The 16,182-nt window shown below is 72.6% G+C and carries 13 protein-coding genes and 1 riboswitch; of the genes, 10 read left to right on the top strand and 3 right to left on the bottom strand.

All coding sequences use genetic code 11. The annotated features are described in order from the left end of the window. The first annotated feature begins 3 nt into the window (after positions 1–3). From ispG to ABZV94_RS27995, 5 genes are all read left to right on the top strand, one after another. Positions 4–1,137 carry a flavodoxin-dependent (E)-4-hydroxy-3-methylbut-2-enyl-diphosphate synthase gene (gene ispG, locus ABZV94_RS28015; protein WP_356345039.1) on the top strand — a complete coding sequence of 378 codons (1,134 nt, stop codon included), beginning with the start codon at positions 4–6 and terminating at the stop codon, positions 1,135–1,137. A 31-nt stretch (positions 1,138–1,168) separates the two neighbouring features. Beyond that, positions 1,169–3,067 carry a 1-deoxy-D-xylulose-5-phosphate synthase gene (dxs, locus tag ABZV94_RS28010; protein WP_356345036.1) on the top strand — a complete coding sequence of 633 codons (1,899 nt, stop codon included), beginning with the start codon at positions 1,169–1,171 and terminating at the stop codon, positions 3,065–3,067. Further along, a complete protein-coding gene (locus tag ABZV94_RS28005) occupies positions 3,064–4,449 on the top strand; it encodes an aspartate aminotransferase family protein (RefSeq protein ID WP_356345034.1) in 1,386 nt (461 codons plus the stop codon). Before dxs ends, ABZV94_RS28005 begins: the two co-directional genes overlap by 4 nt. A gap of 91 nt (positions 4,450–4,540) precedes the next feature. Then, on the top strand, positions 4,541–5,170 hold the full coding sequence (locus ABZV94_RS28000; protein WP_356345031.1) for an XRE family transcriptional regulator: 630 nt from the start codon (positions 4,541–4,543) through the stop codon (positions 5,168–5,170). Next, entirely contained in the window at positions 5,167–5,289 is a 123-nt protein-coding gene (locus ABZV94_RS27995) for a DUF6126 family protein (protein WP_014676213.1), read from the top strand. Before ABZV94_RS28000 ends, ABZV94_RS27995 begins: the two co-directional genes overlap by 4 nt. Before the next feature lie 83 nt (positions 5,290–5,372). On the opposite strand, the gene ABZV94_RS27990 is transcribed toward ABZV94_RS27995, so the two are convergent. Then, positions 5,373–6,170, bottom strand: coding sequence for a tyrosine-protein phosphatase (locus ABZV94_RS27990; protein ID WP_356345029.1), 798 nt, complete (start codon positions 6,168–6,170; stop codon positions 5,373–5,375). A 171-nt stretch (positions 6,171–6,341) separates the two neighbouring features. Between ABZV94_RS27990 and ABZV94_RS27985 the strand changes: the two genes are divergently transcribed. The 3 genes from ABZV94_RS27985 (at position 6,342) to ABZV94_RS27975 (ending at position 10,817) form a co-directional block, all read left to right on the top strand. Next, positions 6,342–8,417: an alpha-galactosidase gene (locus ABZV94_RS27985; protein WP_356345077.1), complete on the top strand. Its 2,076-nt coding sequence runs from the start codon at positions 6,342–6,344 to the stop codon at positions 8,415–8,417. A 270-nt stretch (positions 8,418–8,687) separates the two neighbouring features. Continuing rightward, positions 8,688–8,880, top strand: a riboswitch (cyclic di-AMP (ydaO/yuaA leader). Between the two features lie 5 nt (positions 8,881–8,885). Further along, complete coding sequence (locus tag ABZV94_RS27980) at positions 8,886–9,806, top strand: peptidoglycan DD-metalloendopeptidase family protein (RefSeq protein WP_356345026.1); 921 nt, start codon at positions 8,886–8,888, stop codon at positions 9,804–9,806. Between the two features lie 225 nt (positions 9,807–10,031). Next, positions 10,032–10,817, top strand: coding sequence for an SGNH/GDSL hydrolase family protein (locus tag ABZV94_RS27975; protein WP_356345075.1), 786 nt, complete (start codon positions 10,032–10,034; stop codon positions 10,815–10,817). Between the two features lie 108 nt (positions 10,818–10,925). Here the strand turns inward: ABZV94_RS27975 and ABZV94_RS27970 are convergent, their stop codons facing one another. Both ABZV94_RS27970 and ABZV94_RS27965 read right to left on the bottom strand, forming a co-directional pair. Further along, complete coding sequence (locus tag ABZV94_RS27970; RefSeq protein WP_356345024.1) at positions 10,926–11,546, bottom strand: TetR/AcrR family transcriptional regulator; 621 nt, start codon at positions 11,544–11,546, stop codon at positions 10,926–10,928. A gap of 56 nt (positions 11,547–11,602) precedes the next feature. Next, the gene (locus tag ABZV94_RS27965) at positions 11,603–12,781 is read right to left on the bottom strand and encodes a Glu/Leu/Phe/Val dehydrogenase dimerization domain-containing protein (RefSeq protein ID WP_356345072.1); all 1,179 of its coding nucleotides are present in this window, start codon (positions 12,779–12,781) and stop codon (positions 11,603–11,605) included. A 195-nt stretch (positions 12,782–12,976) separates the two neighbouring features. Between ABZV94_RS27965 and ABZV94_RS27960 the strand changes: the two genes are divergently transcribed. Continuing rightward, on the top strand, positions 12,977–14,152 hold the full coding sequence (locus tag ABZV94_RS27960; protein ID WP_356345022.1) for an MBL fold metallo-hydrolase: 1,176 nt from the start codon (positions 12,977–12,979) through the stop codon (positions 14,150–14,152). 693 nt (positions 14,153–14,845) lie between these two features. Next, on the top strand, positions 14,846–16,182 hold a 1,337-nt coding region (locus ABZV94_RS27955), incomplete at its 3' end, for an ATP-binding protein (RefSeq protein ID WP_356345020.1).

Here is a 16,182-nt window from a genome sequence, read left to right as displayed (position 1 = left end):
GCGATGACCGCCGTTCCCTTGGGCGTTCCCGGGGTACCGGCCCGTCCGGTCGCGCCGCGACGGCAGTCGCGGCAGATCCACGTCGGGCCGGTGGCGGTCGGGGGCGGAGCCCCGGTGTCGGTGCAGTCGATGACGACGACCCGCACGTCGGACATCGGCGCCACCCTGCAGCAGATAGCGGAACTCACCGCGTCCGGCTGCCAGATCGTCCGCGTCGCCTGCCCCACGCAGGACGACGCGGACGCCCTCGCGACCATCGCCCGCAAGTCGCAGATCCCGGTGATCGCGGACATCCACTTCCAGCCGAAGTACGTGTTCGCCGCCATCGAGGCCGGCTGTGCGGCGGTGCGCGTGAACCCGGGGAACATCAAGCAGTTCGACGACCAGGTCAAGGAGATCGCGCGGGCCGCCAAGGACCACGGCACCCCGATCCGGATCGGCGTCAACGCCGGCTCCCTGGACCGGCGGCTGCTCCAGAAGTACGGCAAGGCGACCCCGGAGGCCCTGGTCGAGTCGGCGCTGTGGGAGGCGTCCCTCTTCGAGGAGCACGACTTCCGCGACATCAAGATCTCCGTCAAGCACAACGACCCGGTCGTGATGATCGAGGCCTACCGGCAGCTCGCCGAGCAGTGCGACTATCCGCTGCACCTGGGCGTCACGGAGGCCGGCCCCGCCTTCCAGGGCACGATCAAGTCGGCGGTGGCCTTCGGGGCGTTGCTGTCCCGGGGCATCGGGGACACCATCCGGGTGTCGCTGAGCGCGCCGCCCGCCGAGGAGGTCAAGGTCGGCATCCAGATCCTTCAGTCGCTGGGGCTGCGGCAGCGGCGCCTGGAGATCGTCTCCTGTCCGTCCTGCGGCCGGGCCCAGGTGGACGTGTACAAGCTCGCCGAGGAGGTCACCGCGGGCCTGGACGGCATGGAAGTGCCGCTCCGGGTCGCGGTGATGGGGTGTGTGGTCAACGGTCCGGGCGAGGCCCGGGAGGCCGACCTCGGGGTTGCCTCGGGCAACGGCAAGGGTCAGATCTTCGTCAAGGGCGAGGTCGTCAAGACCGTCCCCGAGTCCAAGATCGTGGAGACCCTCATCGAGGAGGCCATGAGGCTCGCCGAGCGGACGAGCCCCGAGGACCAAGTGAGTTGAGGCAAGGCACGGACCGAGAGGGGGCCCGAGCGTGACCATTCTGGAGAGCATCCGGGGACCACGCGACCTGAAGGCGCTGTCCGAGGCGGAACTCGGCGAACTGTCCGAAGAGATACGTGAGTTCCTGGTGCACGCGGTGTCGAGGACCGGCGGTCACCTCGGCCCCAATCTGGGCGTGGTGGAACTGACCGTCGCGCTCCACCGGGTCTTCGAGTCACCGGTCGACCGCATCCTGTGGGACACCGGCCACCAGAGCTATGTACACAAGCTCCTGACCGGCCGTCAGGACTTCTCCAAGCTGCGCGGCAAGGGCGGGCTGTCCGGCTACCCCTCGCGCGAGGAGTCCGAGCACGACGTCATCGAGAACAGCCACGCCTCCACCGCGCTCGGCTGGGCCGACGGGCTCGCCAAGGCCAACCAGGTGCTGGGGGAGAAGGGCCATGTGGTCGCGGTCATCGGCGACGGCGCGCTGACCGGCGGCATGGCCTGGGAAGCGCTCAACAACATCGCCGCGGCCAGGGACCGGCCGCTGATCATCGTCGTCAACGACAACGAGCGGTCGTACGCCCCCACCATCGGCGGCCTCGCCAACCACCTGGCCACCCTGCGCACCACCGACGGCTACGAGAAGGTCCTCGCCTGGGGCAAGGAGGTCCTCCAGCGCACCCCGGTCGTCGGCACCACGCTCTACGAGTCCCTGCACGGCGCGAAGAAAGGCTTCAAGGACGCCTTCGCCCCGCAGGGCATGTTCGAGGACCTGGGCCTGAAGTACCTCGGTCCGATCGACGGCCACGACATCAACGCCGTCGAGTCCGCGCTGCGGCGCGCGAAGCGCTTCCACGGCCCGGTCCTGGTGCACTGCCTCACCGAGAAGGGCCGCGGCTACGAGCCCGCCCTCGCGCACGAGGAGGACCACTTCCACACCGTCGGCGTGATGGACCCGCTCACCTGCGCACCGCTCGCCCCGCCGGGCGGCCCCTCCTGGACCTCGGTGTTCGGCGAGGAGATCGTGCGGATCGGGGAGGAGCGGGAGGACGTCGTGGCGATCACGGCGGCCATGCTGCACCCGGTGGGCCTCGGGAAGTTCGCCGAGCGCTTCCCGGACCGGGTGTGGGACGTCGGCATCGCCGAACAGCACGCGGCCGTCTCCGCCGCCGGCCTCGCGACCGGCGGACTGCACCCGGTCGTCGCCGTCTACGCCACCTTCCTCAACCGGGCCTTCGACCAGCTGCTGATGGACGTCGCCCTGCACCGCTGCGGGGTCACCTTCGTCCTGGACCGGGCCGGTGTCACGGGTACCGACGGACCCTCCCACAACGGCATGTGGGACATGTCCGTCCTCCAGGTCGTCCCGGGGCTCAGGATCGCCGCCCCGCGCGACGCCGACCAGTTGCGCGCCCAGCTGCGCGAGGCGGTCGCCGTGGACGACGCGCCCACCCTGGTCCGCTTCCCGAAGGAGACCGTCGGCCCGTCCGTCCAGGCGCTCGACCGCGTCGGCGGCATGGACGTCCTGCACCGCGCCGACCATCCCGAGGTGCTGCTGGTGGCCGTCGGCGTGATGGCCTCCGTGTGCCTCCAGGCCGCCGAGCTGCTCGAAGCCCGGGGCATCGGGTGCACGGTGGTGGACCCGCGCTGGGTCAAGCCCGTCGACCCCGAGCTGCCCCGGCTCGCCGCCGGGCACCGGCTGGTGGCCGTGGTCGAGGACAACAGCAGGGCGGCGGGCGTCGGTTCGGCGGTGGCGCTGGCCCTGGGGGACGCCGACGTGGACGTGCCGGTACGGCGGTTCGGCATCCCGGAGCAGTTCCTCGCGCACGCCAAACGCAGCGAGGTGCTGGCCGACATCGGTCTCACGCCCGTCGAGATCGCCGGGCGGATCAGCGCGAGCCTGGCCGCCAAGGACGTCGGCGGCGCAGTCAAGGAGAGTGAATGACCACCGAGTTCGACCTCGGCGCCCTGCTCGCCGAGCGCGGAGCCGAACGCTACGAGCTGCACGCGAAGCACCTCAACCCACAGCTTCCGCGCATGCTGCACACCATCGGCTTCGACAAGGTCTACGAGCGTGCCGAGGGAGCGCACTTCTTCGACGCGGAGGGCAACGACTACCTGGACATGCTCGCCGGGTTCGGCGTGATGGGCCTCGGCCGCCACCACCCGGTCGTCCGCAAGGCGCTGCACGACGTCCTGGACCTGGACCTCGCCGACCTCACCCGCTTCGACTGCCAGCCGCTGCCCGGCCTGCTCGCCGAGCGGCTGCTGGCCCACAGCCCGCACCTGGACCGGGTGTTCTTCGGCAACAGCGGCACCGAGGCGGTCGAGACGGCGCTGAAGTTCGCCCGCTACGCCACCGGCAAGCCGCGCGTCCTCTACTGCGACCACGCCTTCCACGGCCTGACCACCGGCTCCCTCTCGGTCAACGGCGAGAGCGGCTTCCGCGACGGCTTCGCCCCGCTGCTGCCCGACACCGCCGTACCGCTCGGCGATCTCAACGCGCTGGCGCGGGAGTTGCGGAAGGGCGATGTGGCCGCGCTGATCGTGGAGCCCATCCAGGGCAAGGGCGTGCACGAGGCGCCGCCCGGTTACCTGCGGGCCGCGCAGGAGCTGCTGCACCGGCACAAGGCGCTGCTCATCGCCGACGAGGTGCAGACCGGCCTCGGCCGCACCGGCGACTTCTACGCCTATCAGCACGAGGACGGCGTCGAGCCCGACCTGGTGTGTGTCGCCAAGGCCCTCTCCGGCGGCTATGTGCCCGTCGGCGCCACCCTCGGCAAGGAGTGGATCTTCAAGAAGGTCTACTCGTCCATGGACCGGGTGCTGGTGCACTCGGCGAGCTTCGGGTCCAACGCCCAGGCGATGGCGTGCGGGCTCGCCGTGCTCTCGGTCATGGAGAACGAGCAGATCGTCGCCGGCGTGCGCCGGACGGGGGAGCTGCTGAAGTCCCGGCTCACCGCGCTGATCGACACCTACGAGCTGCTGGCCGACGTCCGGGGCCGGGGCCTGATGATCGGCATCGAGTTCGGCAAGCCGTCCTCGCTGAAGCTGCGCGGCCGCTGGACCATGCTCCAGGCGGCCCGCAAGGGCCTGTTCGCCCAGATGGTCGTCGTACCGCTGCTGCAGAAGCACCGCATCCTCACCCAGGTCTCCGGTGACCATCTGGAGGTGATCAAGCTCATCCCGCCGCTGGTCGTCGACGAGGCCGACGTGGACCGGTTCATGGACGCCTTCACCGCGGTGATGGACGACGCGCACAGCGGCGGCGGCCTGATGTGGGACTTCGGCAAGACCCTGATCAAGCAGGCGGTGGCGAACCGCTGACGCGGCCCCGGCCGGCGCGGCTGTCGCCCCGGCCTTTTGCCCCAGAGGCAAGAAAATTGCCTCACGGGCAAGGCTGGGGCTGAATGGAGGCATGAACGCCTCAGACGCCGCGCCGGCGGCGGGCCCGGCCCCGGACGACGGCCTGCCCGCCGTCGCACCGCAGCTGCGTGCCCTGCGCCGCCGCGCCGGCCTCACCCTGGAGGGCGCCGCCCGCGCCGCCGGGCTCTCCCCGGCCCACCTGTCCCGGCTGGAGACCGGGCAGCGGCAGCCGTCGCTGCCGATGCTGCTCGCGCTCGCCCGTGTCTACGGTACGACCGTCTCGGAACTCCTCGGTGAGACGGTCGCCGACCGGGACGCGATCGTGCGGGCCGCCGACATGGAACCGACCCGCGCGGGCGGGTGGACGTACGTCCAGGCCGGGGCACCGGGCCGCGGCATGCAGGCCCTGCGGGTGCGGGTGCCGTACGGCTCCCAGGGCGACATCGTGCGCGTCCACCCCGGCGAGGAGTGGCTCTACGTCCTCAAGGGGCGCCTGCGCCTGCGCCTCGGCGACACCGCGCACCTGCTGGGGCCCGGGGACAGCGCGCACTTCGACTCGCTCACCCCGCACCGCCTCGCCGCCGAGGACCACGACGGCGTGGAGCTGCTGTTCGTCCACACCCTGCTGCAGAGCCCCACGGCCACGCTGTGCCTGGGCCCCCTGACCGGAGAGCTGCCATGAGCAACTTCGAGGAGAAGTTCCCCCGTTCCCTGTGGATCCGGCTGATCATCTACATCGCCCTCGGGCACGTCCTGGCCGCGTTCCTCTACCTGCTGTTCGCGGTGGGCGGCAAGGGCTGACGCCGGCGGGCCGTGCCCGGTGGGGATCCCGTCGGGCGGTACGAGGGCGGCAGCCCTGGCCGTCCCTCCCCGGCCGCGTCCGGTCAGTCCAGCAGGCGGGCGCGCAGGCGCTCGCGGGTCTCGGGGGAGAGGCCCAGGCCCCGCGCCAGGTAGCTGTCGACATCCCCCCAGGCCTCCTCGATGCTCGCGAAGGCCGCCTCCAGGTACTCCGCGCGGGCGTCGAAGAGCGGGTCGAGCAGCTCCATCACCTCGGGGGTGTACGCGGTGTCCGCGCCGCCGCTGCGGCGGACCTTGTAGCGGCGGTGCGCGGCCCCCGACTCCAGGTAGTCGGCGACGATCGCGTCGCGCTCCACCCCGAGCGCGAGGAGCGTGACCGCCATGGAGATGCCCGCGCGGTCCTTGCCGGCGGCGCAGTGCATCAGCGCGGGCACGCTGTCGTCGGCCAGGGCGTGCAGCACGCGCGCGTGCTCGGCGGTGCGCTCCGTGACGATCTTCCGGTAGGAGGCGATCATCCGGGCCGCGCCCTTGCCGTCGTCCAGGATGGCGCGCAGCTGGTCGAGGTCGCCGTCGCGGACCATCTTCCAGAACTCGGCGCCGTCCGCCGGGTCGCTCAGCGGCAGGTTCACGTTCCGCACGCCGGGCAGCTCGATGTCCGGGCCCTCCAGCTTCTGGTCGGCCGCGTTGCGGAAGTCGAAGACCGTGTGCAGGCCCAGGGAGGCGAGGAAGGCCGCGTCCTCCCGCGTCGCGTGCGCCAGGTGCCCGCTGCGGAACAGCACGCCGTACCGCACCCGCCGCCCGTCCGTGGTCGGCAGCCCGCCCACGTCACGGAAATTGCGCACTCCGGCCAGCTCCGGCTCGGTCGACGGGACCTGCTGCGTCACGGGGGCTCCTCCCGGTCGGACCCGCCGTCACGGCTCGTCGGCGGGCGCTCTGACGACCATACGACATCGATTTCCTCGGGCAATGAGTTGTCCACAGGCATTGTCAGAGGGGTCCGCGGCCCTTGATGATGTTGGCACTTGAGCGGATCTGTTGGCACCTGTGAGGTCTCGATGGTGGACATCGCCGAAAACGGTCGTACGTGGCTCCTGTCGGGCCCCGGCAGCAGTTATGCCCTGCATCTCACCGACGCGGACGAGCTGCTCCACCTGCACTGGGGGCCACGGATCGCCCTCGCCGACGCCGAGGCGCTCGCGGTGAGCCCGCTGCCCGGCTACTGGCCCTTCGAGTCCCCGCTCGACGGCCGCGAGGAGTACCCCGTCGAGGGCGGTCCCCGCTTCGTCCGCCCCGCCCTGTCCGTCCGCACCGAGGAGCGGCGCGGCACCGAGTGGCGCTTCGTGTCGTACGACACCGCACAGGACGAGGAGCTGAGGCTGCGCTTCGACGACGACGGAGTGGCGATCACCCTGCACTACCGGATGCGCGGCGACGTCGTGGAGCGCTGGGTGACCGTCGAGAACGGCGGCCACGCACGCGTGGAGCTGCTGCGGGCCGACGCGGCCACCTGGACCCTGCCCGACCGCGAGGGCTGGCGGCTGTCCCAGCTGCACGGCCGCTGGGCCGCCGAGTCCCGGCTCACCACCGCCCCCCTCACCTACGGGGAGAAGGTCATCGGCAGCCGCCGCGGCCACACCGGCCACCAGCACCTGCCCTGGGTCGCCCTCGACACCGACGCCACCGAGGAGCGCGGCGAGGTCTACGGCTGCGCGCTCGGCTGGTCCGGCTCCTGGCGCATCGCGGTGGCCCAACTCCCGGACGCGCGCGTGCAGATCACCGGCGGTGCCGGTTACGACGACTCCGGCCTGCTGCTCCTCGCGCCCGGGGAGTCGTACACCACGCCGGTCTTCGCGGGGCTGTGGACCGACGGCGGCTTCGGCGGCGCGAGCCGCGCCTGGCACGCCTACCAGCGCGCGTACGTCGTCCCTGACGCCGAGCGGGACCGGCCCGTGCTGTTCAACTCCTGGGAGGCGACCTTCTTCGACATCTCCGAGGAGCAGCAGCTCGCGCTCGCCCGCCGGGCCGCCGAGATCGGCATCGAGCTGTTCGTCGTCGACGACGGCTGGTTCGGCGCCCGCACCAGCGACCGCGCCGGCCTCGGCGACTGGACGCCCAACCCCGACCGCTTCCCGCACGGCCTGAAGCCCCTCGCCGACCAGGTGCACGGGCTCGGCATGCAGTTCGGCATCTGGGTCGAGCCCGAGATGGTCAACCCGGACAGCGACCTGTACCGGGCCCACCCGGACTGGGTGCAGTACCAACCGGGACGGAAGCGGACGGAACTGCGCAACCAGCTCGTGCTGAACCTCGCGCGCGAGGACGTCCAGGAGTACCTGTGGGAGCAGCTGGACGCCCTGCTGTCCAGCGCCCCCATCGACTACGTGAAGTGGGACTTCAACCGCTGCTTCACCGACGCCGGCTGGCCGGGCGAGCTGTACCCGCAGCGCCTGTGGGTGGACCACGTCCGCGCCCTGTACGCCCTGCTGGACCGGCTGCGGGCCGCGCACCCCGGGGTCGCCTTCGAGTCCTGCTCGGGCGGCGGCGGCCGGATCGACCTCGGTGTGCTCGGCCGCACCGACCAGGTGTGGACCTCCGACAACACCGATCCGCTGGACCGGCTCGCCATCCAGCACGGCTTCACGCAGATCCACCCCGCGCGCGTGATGGCGGCCTGGGTCACGGACAGCCCGAACACCCAGCTCAACGGCCGGGTCAGTTCGCTGCGCTTCCGGTTCGTCAGCGCCATGGCGGGCGTGCTCGGGGTCGGCGGTGACCTGACGGAGTGGAGCGCGCAGGATCTGGCCGAGGCCCGGCGGTGGGTGGAGCTGTACAAGGAGATCCGCCCGGTCGTGCAGCACGGCGAGCTGTACCGGCTGCGGCCCCCGGCCGGCGGTCTGAGTGCCGTGCAGTACGTCCGCGGGGAGGAGACAGTCGTCCTCGCCTGGCTTCAGGCCCAGAGCCACGGCGAGCCGGTGCCGGCGGTGCGGCTGCGCGGTCTCGACCCGACGGCGTCGTACGAATGCCGCGAAACGGGCGAAGTGCACCGAGGTGCCGTACTGCTGCACCACGGGCTGCGCACCGGACTCAAGGGCGACCTGGATGCGACGGTCATCCGGCTGCGTCGCATCTGAGACTTCTGCCTGAATTGACGCCTTCATTCCAACTCGCCATGGAATGCGGGCCACTGGGGAAGAGGCGCGTGAGGAGGGTCATATCCGTGACCGTGCGTCGCGCGTCATGTACACGTAATTCTGATACCGCAAAGGCGAATTGAAGAGACGAAGGGTGCGGGAATGCACGCTCGGTCACCGTGCATTCCCGTATCCGATCATTCTCGAACGGAACAGCGGGAACCGGCTGCTTGTTTCCGTGCGTCCCGCTCGCTTACGTTCGCCACCGACCCGGGCGGAACGCCGAATCCTGCCGCCGTCCGGACTCCCCACACATGACCCGCGTCGGCAGGAGCGGGGGACCCATCAGGTACGACGGCCTGTCCGGTCTCCGCGACAGGCCAGGGGTGCAGCCGTGCCGCGCACGGCCGGGCAGCTCCAGCCCGAACCCGACAGCTCACCTCGCAGGCGCCGGAGAGGAATCGCGCCATGCCTGCCAAGGGTAAGCACCGACGTCCCAAGACCCCGCGTTTTTCCCGCTCCCTCGCCGTCGCCGGAACCGGCGGCGCCGCCCTGGCCCTGCCCCTCCTCGGGGCCACCGGAGCACATGCCGCGCCTTCCGCGCAGGCCGCCTCCGGAACGGCCGTGCGGACCCTTCCCGGCACGGTGGAGAAGACCGCCCCGCGGCAGGACGCGGGCGCGCGCACCTACACCGTGCGCAGCGGCGACTGTCTCGCGACGATCGCCCGGGACCAGCATGTCAGCGGGGGCTGGCAGCGGCTCTACGAGGACAACCGGCAGGCCGTCGGCGCCGACCCGGGGCTCATCCACCCGGGCCTGAAGCTCACCCTCGGCGGGACGGCGGAGCCGGCCGCGCCGAAGTCCACCGAGCCGGCCGCGCCGAAGCCCGCGGTGTCCGCCGCACCGAAGTCCGCGGCGCCCGCCGCGCCGAAGGCCACGCAGCAGGCCGCGCCGAAGCCCGCCGCCGAGCAGACCTCCGCCGGGTACACCCTCCCGGTGACGGGCGCCGCCGTCGGCACCGGCTACCACGTCGCCGGCAGCATGTGGTCCAGCGGCTACCACACCGGCGTCGACTTCGTCGTCCCCACCGGCACCTCCGTCAAGGCCGTCGCCGCGGGCACCGTCGTCTCCGCGGGCTGGGGCGGCGCGTACGGCAACCAGGTCGTCCTCAAGCTGAACGACGGCTACTACGCCCAGTACGGCCACCTCTCCCAGCTCTCCGTCTCGGCCGGGCAGACCGTGACCGCGGGGCAGCAGATCGGCCTGTCCGGCGCCACCGGCAACGTGACCGGGCCGCACCTGCACTTCGAGATCCGCACCACGCCGGACTACGGCTCGGACGTCGACCCGGTCGCCTACCTCCGCTCGCACGGCGTCGCCGTCGGCTGACGCCCGCGCCCCCGCGCCACCTGCCTGACACGCCTCCGAAGGCCGGACCCACGATCCCCGGGTCCGGCCTTCGGTGTACCGTGCAGCTTCTATTCCTGGTTTTGCGAACTATTTAAGAGTGGCTCATCTCACCGTTCGTCAAGTCCTGCCTACGGTCGCGTAGGTCACATCGAAGGTGAATCATGGTCCGACGTGGCAGACGATTCGAAGAATGACAGCAGATCAGTGATCGGGTCGTACGTGGCGGTGGGGGACAGCTTCACCGAGGGCGTGGGCGACCCCGGCCCCGACGGGGCGTTCGTGGGCTGGGCCGACCGGTTCGCGGTGCTCCTCGCCGACCGGCGCCCCGAGGGCGACTTCCAGTACACCAACCTCGCCGTGCGCGGAAAGCTGCTGGACCAGATCGTGGCCGACCAGGTGCCGCAGGCCATCGCCATGGCCCCGGACCTGATCTCCTTCTGCGCGGGCGGCAACGACATCATCCGCCCGGGCACCGACCCCGACGAGGTGGCCGAGCGCTTCGAACGCGCCGTGGCCCGGCTGACACGGGCCGCCGGCACGGTGATGGTGACGACCGGCTTCGACACCCGCGGCGTCCCCGTCCTCAAGCATCTCCGCGGCAAGATCGCCACCTACAACGGGCATGTCCGTGCCATCGCCGACCGGTACGGCTGCCCCGTCCTCGACCTGTGGTCCCTGAGGTCCGTGCAGGACCGCAGGGCCTGGGACAACGACCGGCTGCACCTGTCGCCCGAGGGGCACACGCGCGTGGCGCTGCGCGCGGGACAGGTCCTCGGCCTCGACGTCCCGGCCGACCCGGAGCAGCCGTGGCCGCCGCTGCCGCCCCGGGGCACGCTGGAGATCCGCCGCGACGACGTCCAGTGGGCCCGGGAGTACCTCGTGCCGTGGATCGGCCGCCGACTGCGCGGCGAGTCCTCGGGCGACCACGTGACCGCCAAGGGCACGCTGTCACCGGACGACATCAAGATGCGGATCGCCTCGGTGGCCTGACCCGACCGGCCCGCGCCGGCACCACCGGCGCGGGCCCTCGCCGCTCCACGGGCCGAACGCGCCCCCTTCGCGGGCGGGCCCTTCGGCGGCTCCGCGAAGGCCCGCGCGTCAGCGCTGCCTGCCGGTCAACGCCTCCCGCTCCAGGCCCAGTTCGCGGGCAAGGGCGTCGTCCACCCACTCCTGTGCCCGGGACCGGGACACCGCGCCCGGGTACGACGTCAGCTGTACCGCCAGCCCGTCCAACAGCGCGGTCAGCCGCAGCGCCGTACCGGCCGGGTCCGCGCACGCGAACTCACCGGCCGTGACGCCCTCGGCGATGACGCCGGCGATCGCCGCCTTCCACTGCTCGTCCAGCTGCCGGGTGACCTCCCGCAGGGCGGGCTCGCGCAGGGACACGGCCCAGCCCTCGATCCACAGCCGCCAGCCCTTGGCCTGCCCGGTCGGCGCGTACCAGCGCACCGCGGCCCGCAGCCGGCGCAGCGCGGTGGTCCGCCGGCCCAGCAGCTTGCGCAGGCGCGCGAGATCGTCCTCGGCCGCGTAGGCGAACGCGGCGGCGACCAGCTTCTCCTTCGTGGAGAAGTGATACAGCACCAGCGCGTTGCTCACCCCGAGGGACGCGGCCACGTCGGCGATCCTGACCGCCGCCACGCCGCGCGCCTCGATCTGCTCGATGGCCGCCCGCAGCAGCTCCTCGCGCCGCTCGGCCACGCTCAACCGCACTCTCGCCACGCGGACACCCTAGTCGTTGGCCCGGATGCCGCCGCAGCCGTCGCCCGGCAGGCCCCTCACCGGTACCACCCGAACCGGTCCGCGATCACCGGCAGCCGCTCGGTCACGAGGGCGTGCGCGGCCGCGCGCGGGGTCGTCCCGTCGGCCTCGGCACGGTCCAGCATCCGGCCGACCAGGGCGCGCATCGAGCGCCGGATGTGCCCGAACGCCTCGTCGGCGTCCGCGCCGACGTCCCCGAACAGGGTCCACCACCACCACGCGTTCGTCGCGGAGTTGACCACCACGTCCGGCAGCACCGTCACCCCGCGCGCGGCGAGCAGCGCCTCCGCCTCGGGCACGACGGGCATGTTGGCGGCCTCCACGATCCAACGCGCCCGGATCCGCTCCTGGTTCGCGCGGTCGACGGCGTAGGACACGGCGGCCGGCACCAGCACCTCCGCCTCCGCGGACAACCACGCCTCGCCGGGCAGTTCGCGGTCGCCGGGGCGCAGCGCGCCGCGGTCCACGGTGCCGTGGCCGTCCCGCGCCGCCAGCAGCGCCTCGACGTCGAGCCCCGCCGGGTTGGCGATCGTGCCCTTGATGTCGGCGACGGCCACGACCGTCAGGCCCGCGCGCGCGAGGAAGCGCGCGGTGGCCCCGCCCATCGTGCCGAGGCCCTGCACGGCGACCCGGGTGCCCGGATGCGGCACTTCCGCCCGGTCCAGGGCCGTCAGCACCGACTCGGCGACCCCGCAGCCGCCCGCCAGCTCGTCCAGGCCGATGCCGTCCACCTCCACCGCGAAGGCCTCCGCGAGCCGCGCGCGGGCCGTCGCCTCGTCGTCCAGCAGCGGATACACCGCCTGGATCGAGGAGACCAGGCCCGCCTCGGCCGCCGCGCGGTCCACCAGGTCCTGGGTGAGGCCCAGGTCCTCGCCGGTGGTCCAGCAGCTCTCGACGTACGGCCGCATGGCGCGCAGATAGCGCACGAGGAGCCCGTACGCCTCCGGGTCCCGGGGATCGCAGTCGATGCCGCCCTTGGCACCGCCGAGCGGGATGTAGCGGCCCTCGGGGTCGTAGTGCAGGGCCTCCTTCATCGTCATGCCGCGGGCGAGTCCCGCCACCTCCTCCAGCGTGCATCCGGGCCGCATCCGCAGTCCGCCGCTCGCCACGCCCCGCACCAGCCGGTCCACGACCAGGAAGCCCTGGCGGCCGGTGACGTGATCGGTCCAGACGAGCGACAGCAAAGGGGTGGCCACAGGGGCGGTCATGGGGCTTCCTCGGGGGAGCGACGAGGGTGATCACCTGAACGGCGAGTCAGTATCCGGACCCGGTCCCGGCCCTGTCAACGCGCCGGGCGCAGCACCGGGAGGCGGCGCACGCACCCCTGCGTGGCCGGGCCGGCGGCGCGGCCGACCATAATGGGGACCTCACCCACTCCACCGGGAGGTACCGTGACCGGTCTGCGTTCCGCGAGCTCCGGGCTCCGCGCGCTGCGGCCCGCCGCGTTCGGAGCGGACCCGGGGGGTGAGCGCATGGCCCGCATCCGCCGCTCGCCGCACTTCAAGGACGGCGTCTTCCAGAACCCCGGCGGCCCCGCACGCACCCGGCCCACCGGCTCCTCGCTGGACCTGGCGAAGGTGTTCCTGGACAGGGACACCCGGCCGCTGCGCGCCCCCAAGGGCACCGTCCCGGTGCATCCCACGACCTTCGCCGACCTGGCCAGGCCGCCCGCCACCGGACTGCGGCTGACCTGGGCGGGCCACTCCAGCGTGCTCGCCGAGATCGACGGCCACCGGGTGCTGTTCGACCCGGTCTGGGGCGAGCGCTGCTCCCCGTTCCCCTTCGCCGGACCCAAGCGGCTGCACCCGGTGCCGCTGCCGCTGGCCGCGCTCGGTCCGGTCGACGTCGTCGTCATCTCGCACGACCACTACGACCACCTGGACCTGCCCACCATCAAGGCGCTGGCCGGCACGGACACCCTCTTCGCCGTGCCGCTCGGCGTGGGCGCCCACCTCGAACACTGGGGCGTCTCCGCGGACCGGCTGCGCGAACTCGACTGGCACGAGTCCACGCGGGTCGGAGGCCTCACCCTCACCGCCACCCCGGCCCGCCACTTCTGCGGCCGGGGCCTGCGCAACACCCAGCACACCCTCTGGGCGTCCTGGGCCGTCGCCGGCGAGGAGCACCGGATCTACCACAGCGGCGACACCGGCTACTTCGACGGCTTCAAGGACATCGGCGCCGCGCACGGCCCGTTCGACGCCACGATGATCCAGATCGGGGCGTACAGCGAGTTCTGGCCCGACATCCACATGACCCCCGAGGAGGGCCTGCGCGCCCACCTCGACCTCCAGGGCGGCGCACCGCACGGCGTCCTGCTCCCGATCCACTGGGGCACCTTCAACCTCGCGCCGCACCCCTGGGCCGAGCCGGGGGAGTGGACCAAGGAGGCCGCCGAGGAGGCCGGCCAGGCGGTGGCCCTGCCCCGGCCGGGCGAGCCCTTCGAACCCGCCGGCAAGCTGCCGGCGGAGGCGTGGTGGCGCAGCGCGTCCGGGGACCTGCGGCGCACCTGGCGCTCGGTCGGGGCGTTCGTCGCGGAGCCGCCCGCGCGCGGCACCGGCGACTGAGCCGACCGGGCCGGCCGGCCCCGGTTCCGCGGATAAAGCTTCCTGTTCGACTCTCAGGCCGCCTTCGACCCCACCGCGGCCCCGCGCGTCTCCTCCGGCCCCTGCGCGGAATACCTCCCGAAGCCCGACGCCGACGACTCCGTCGTGCTCGCCGGACAGTTCTCGTACGGGGCGACGCGACCGGCTGCTTCAGGGCCATCCCGCACACCGATCCGGCTCGACCCCTGGCCCACCCAAGGCCAAAGCGAACACGCTAAGTGATGGCGGGGGTGGGCCGGGTCGGACGGAGCGGTCTCAGAGGCGGCTGCCCAGGCCGCGCCGGGAGCGCGATGCGCGCGCGGGTGCGCCGCTCCGGGGAGGGCCCGGCGATGGGGATGATCGGCCGACCGTTCCGTTCGTGACCACTTGTGACCAGTCACGATCGCTCCTGGCTTGATTCGGCCCGGTGCCGAGCAACGGTCATCGGACTTTCGTACGACCCCTCATACCAGAGCGGGACGCTCCTCGGGTGACTTTGTCAACTGCCCACCGCACATGATGCTCAGGCGACTACTGTGAGTGTCCGTCGGGCGACGCGCGGCCGGGTGCACCGGTCCCGCCGGCCGGCAGCGATGACGCATGCCCGCATCGACGCATGCCCGCACCGCGCACCGCACGAGGACACAGGCCCGACGGACCAGTACGAGGACGCAGATGTCTCACCTCCGAGCACCGGCCGGCCGCGCCGATCGCCGCGAGGGCGGCCGGCACGGGCGACAGGTGGCCCGACCCGCTCCCGCACTGCCCGAAACGCACATACGGCCCCAGCTGATGCGGCTCGCCGTCCTGCCGCCCCTCGCGGTCACCCTCAGCGGCACCGCCGCGGTGCTGTTCAGCATCCGCTCCACCGGCGCACGCACCGGCCCCCTCCTGTGGGCCGTGCTCGCCGGAGCGGTCACCGTCGCCGTCGCCGGCGTCCTGATCGCCGCCGTGGCCGCCGACCGTGCCGCCCGCTCGGTCGCCGACCGCGTCGACGCGCTGCGCCGCACCGCCGCGCGCGGCGAGGCCGACCTGCACGCCCTGGTCGACGCGCTGCGGCAGGGCGAGACCCCGCCCCAGCGGGGCCCGCGCCGCCGTCCGCCCGCCGACGCCGACGACTTCGAACTGCTCGCCGCCGATCTGGCGCGCGCGTACGACGGCGCCGTCACCGCCGTCGTACGGGCCGCCCAGCTCTCCAGCCAGACCGGCAGCCAGCAGAAGCTGGAGGTGTTCGTCAACCTCGCGCGGCGGCTCCAGTCCCTGGTGCACCGGGAGATCTCGATCCTCGACGACCTGGAGAACGAGATCGAGGACCCCGACCTGCTCAAGGGGCTCTTCCACGTCGACCATCTGGCCACCCGCATCCGCCGGCACGCCGAGAACCTCGCCGTCCTCGGCGGCGCCGTCTCCCGGCGCCAGTGGAGCAACCCCGTCAGCATGACCGAGGTGCTGCGCTCCGCCATCGCCGAGGTCGAGCAGTACTCCCGGGTCAGGCTGGTGCCGCCCATCGACGGCGAACTGCGCGGCCACGCCGTCGCCGACGTCATCCACCTGCTCGCCGAACTCATCGAGAACGCCACGGTGTTCTCCGCCCCGCAGACCCAGGTGCTGCTCCGGGCCAACCTCGTCACCTCCGGCCTCGCCGTGGAGGTCGAGGACCGCGGGCTCGGCATGCCCGTCGCCGAGCAGGAGCGGATGAACGCCGTGCTCGCCGACCCCGACCAGGTCAACGTCGCCAGCCTGCTGGCCGACGGCCGTATCGGGCTCTACGTCGTCTCCCAGCTCGCCCGCCGGCACAGCATCCACGTGCGGCTTCAGACCAACATCTACGGCGGGGTGCAGGCCGTCCTCGTCGTGCCGCAGGCGCTGCTGGGCAACGCGCCGGGCGTGCCGGGCACGGGGGCCGGGGCCGACGCACCGCAGCCGCAGCGGTCGGGGGAGGCCGGGGCGCCGCACGAGGTCCGGGCGGTGGCACCCCCGCCGCCCGCGCACGCGCCAGGCGCCGAAGCGGG

Source organism: Streptomyces sp. NPDC004658, assembly GCF_040609555.1.
GTDB lineage: Bacteria > Actinomycetota > Actinomycetes > Streptomycetales > Streptomycetaceae > Streptomyces.
This window is presented reverse-complemented; position numbering and strand designations above follow the sequence as displayed.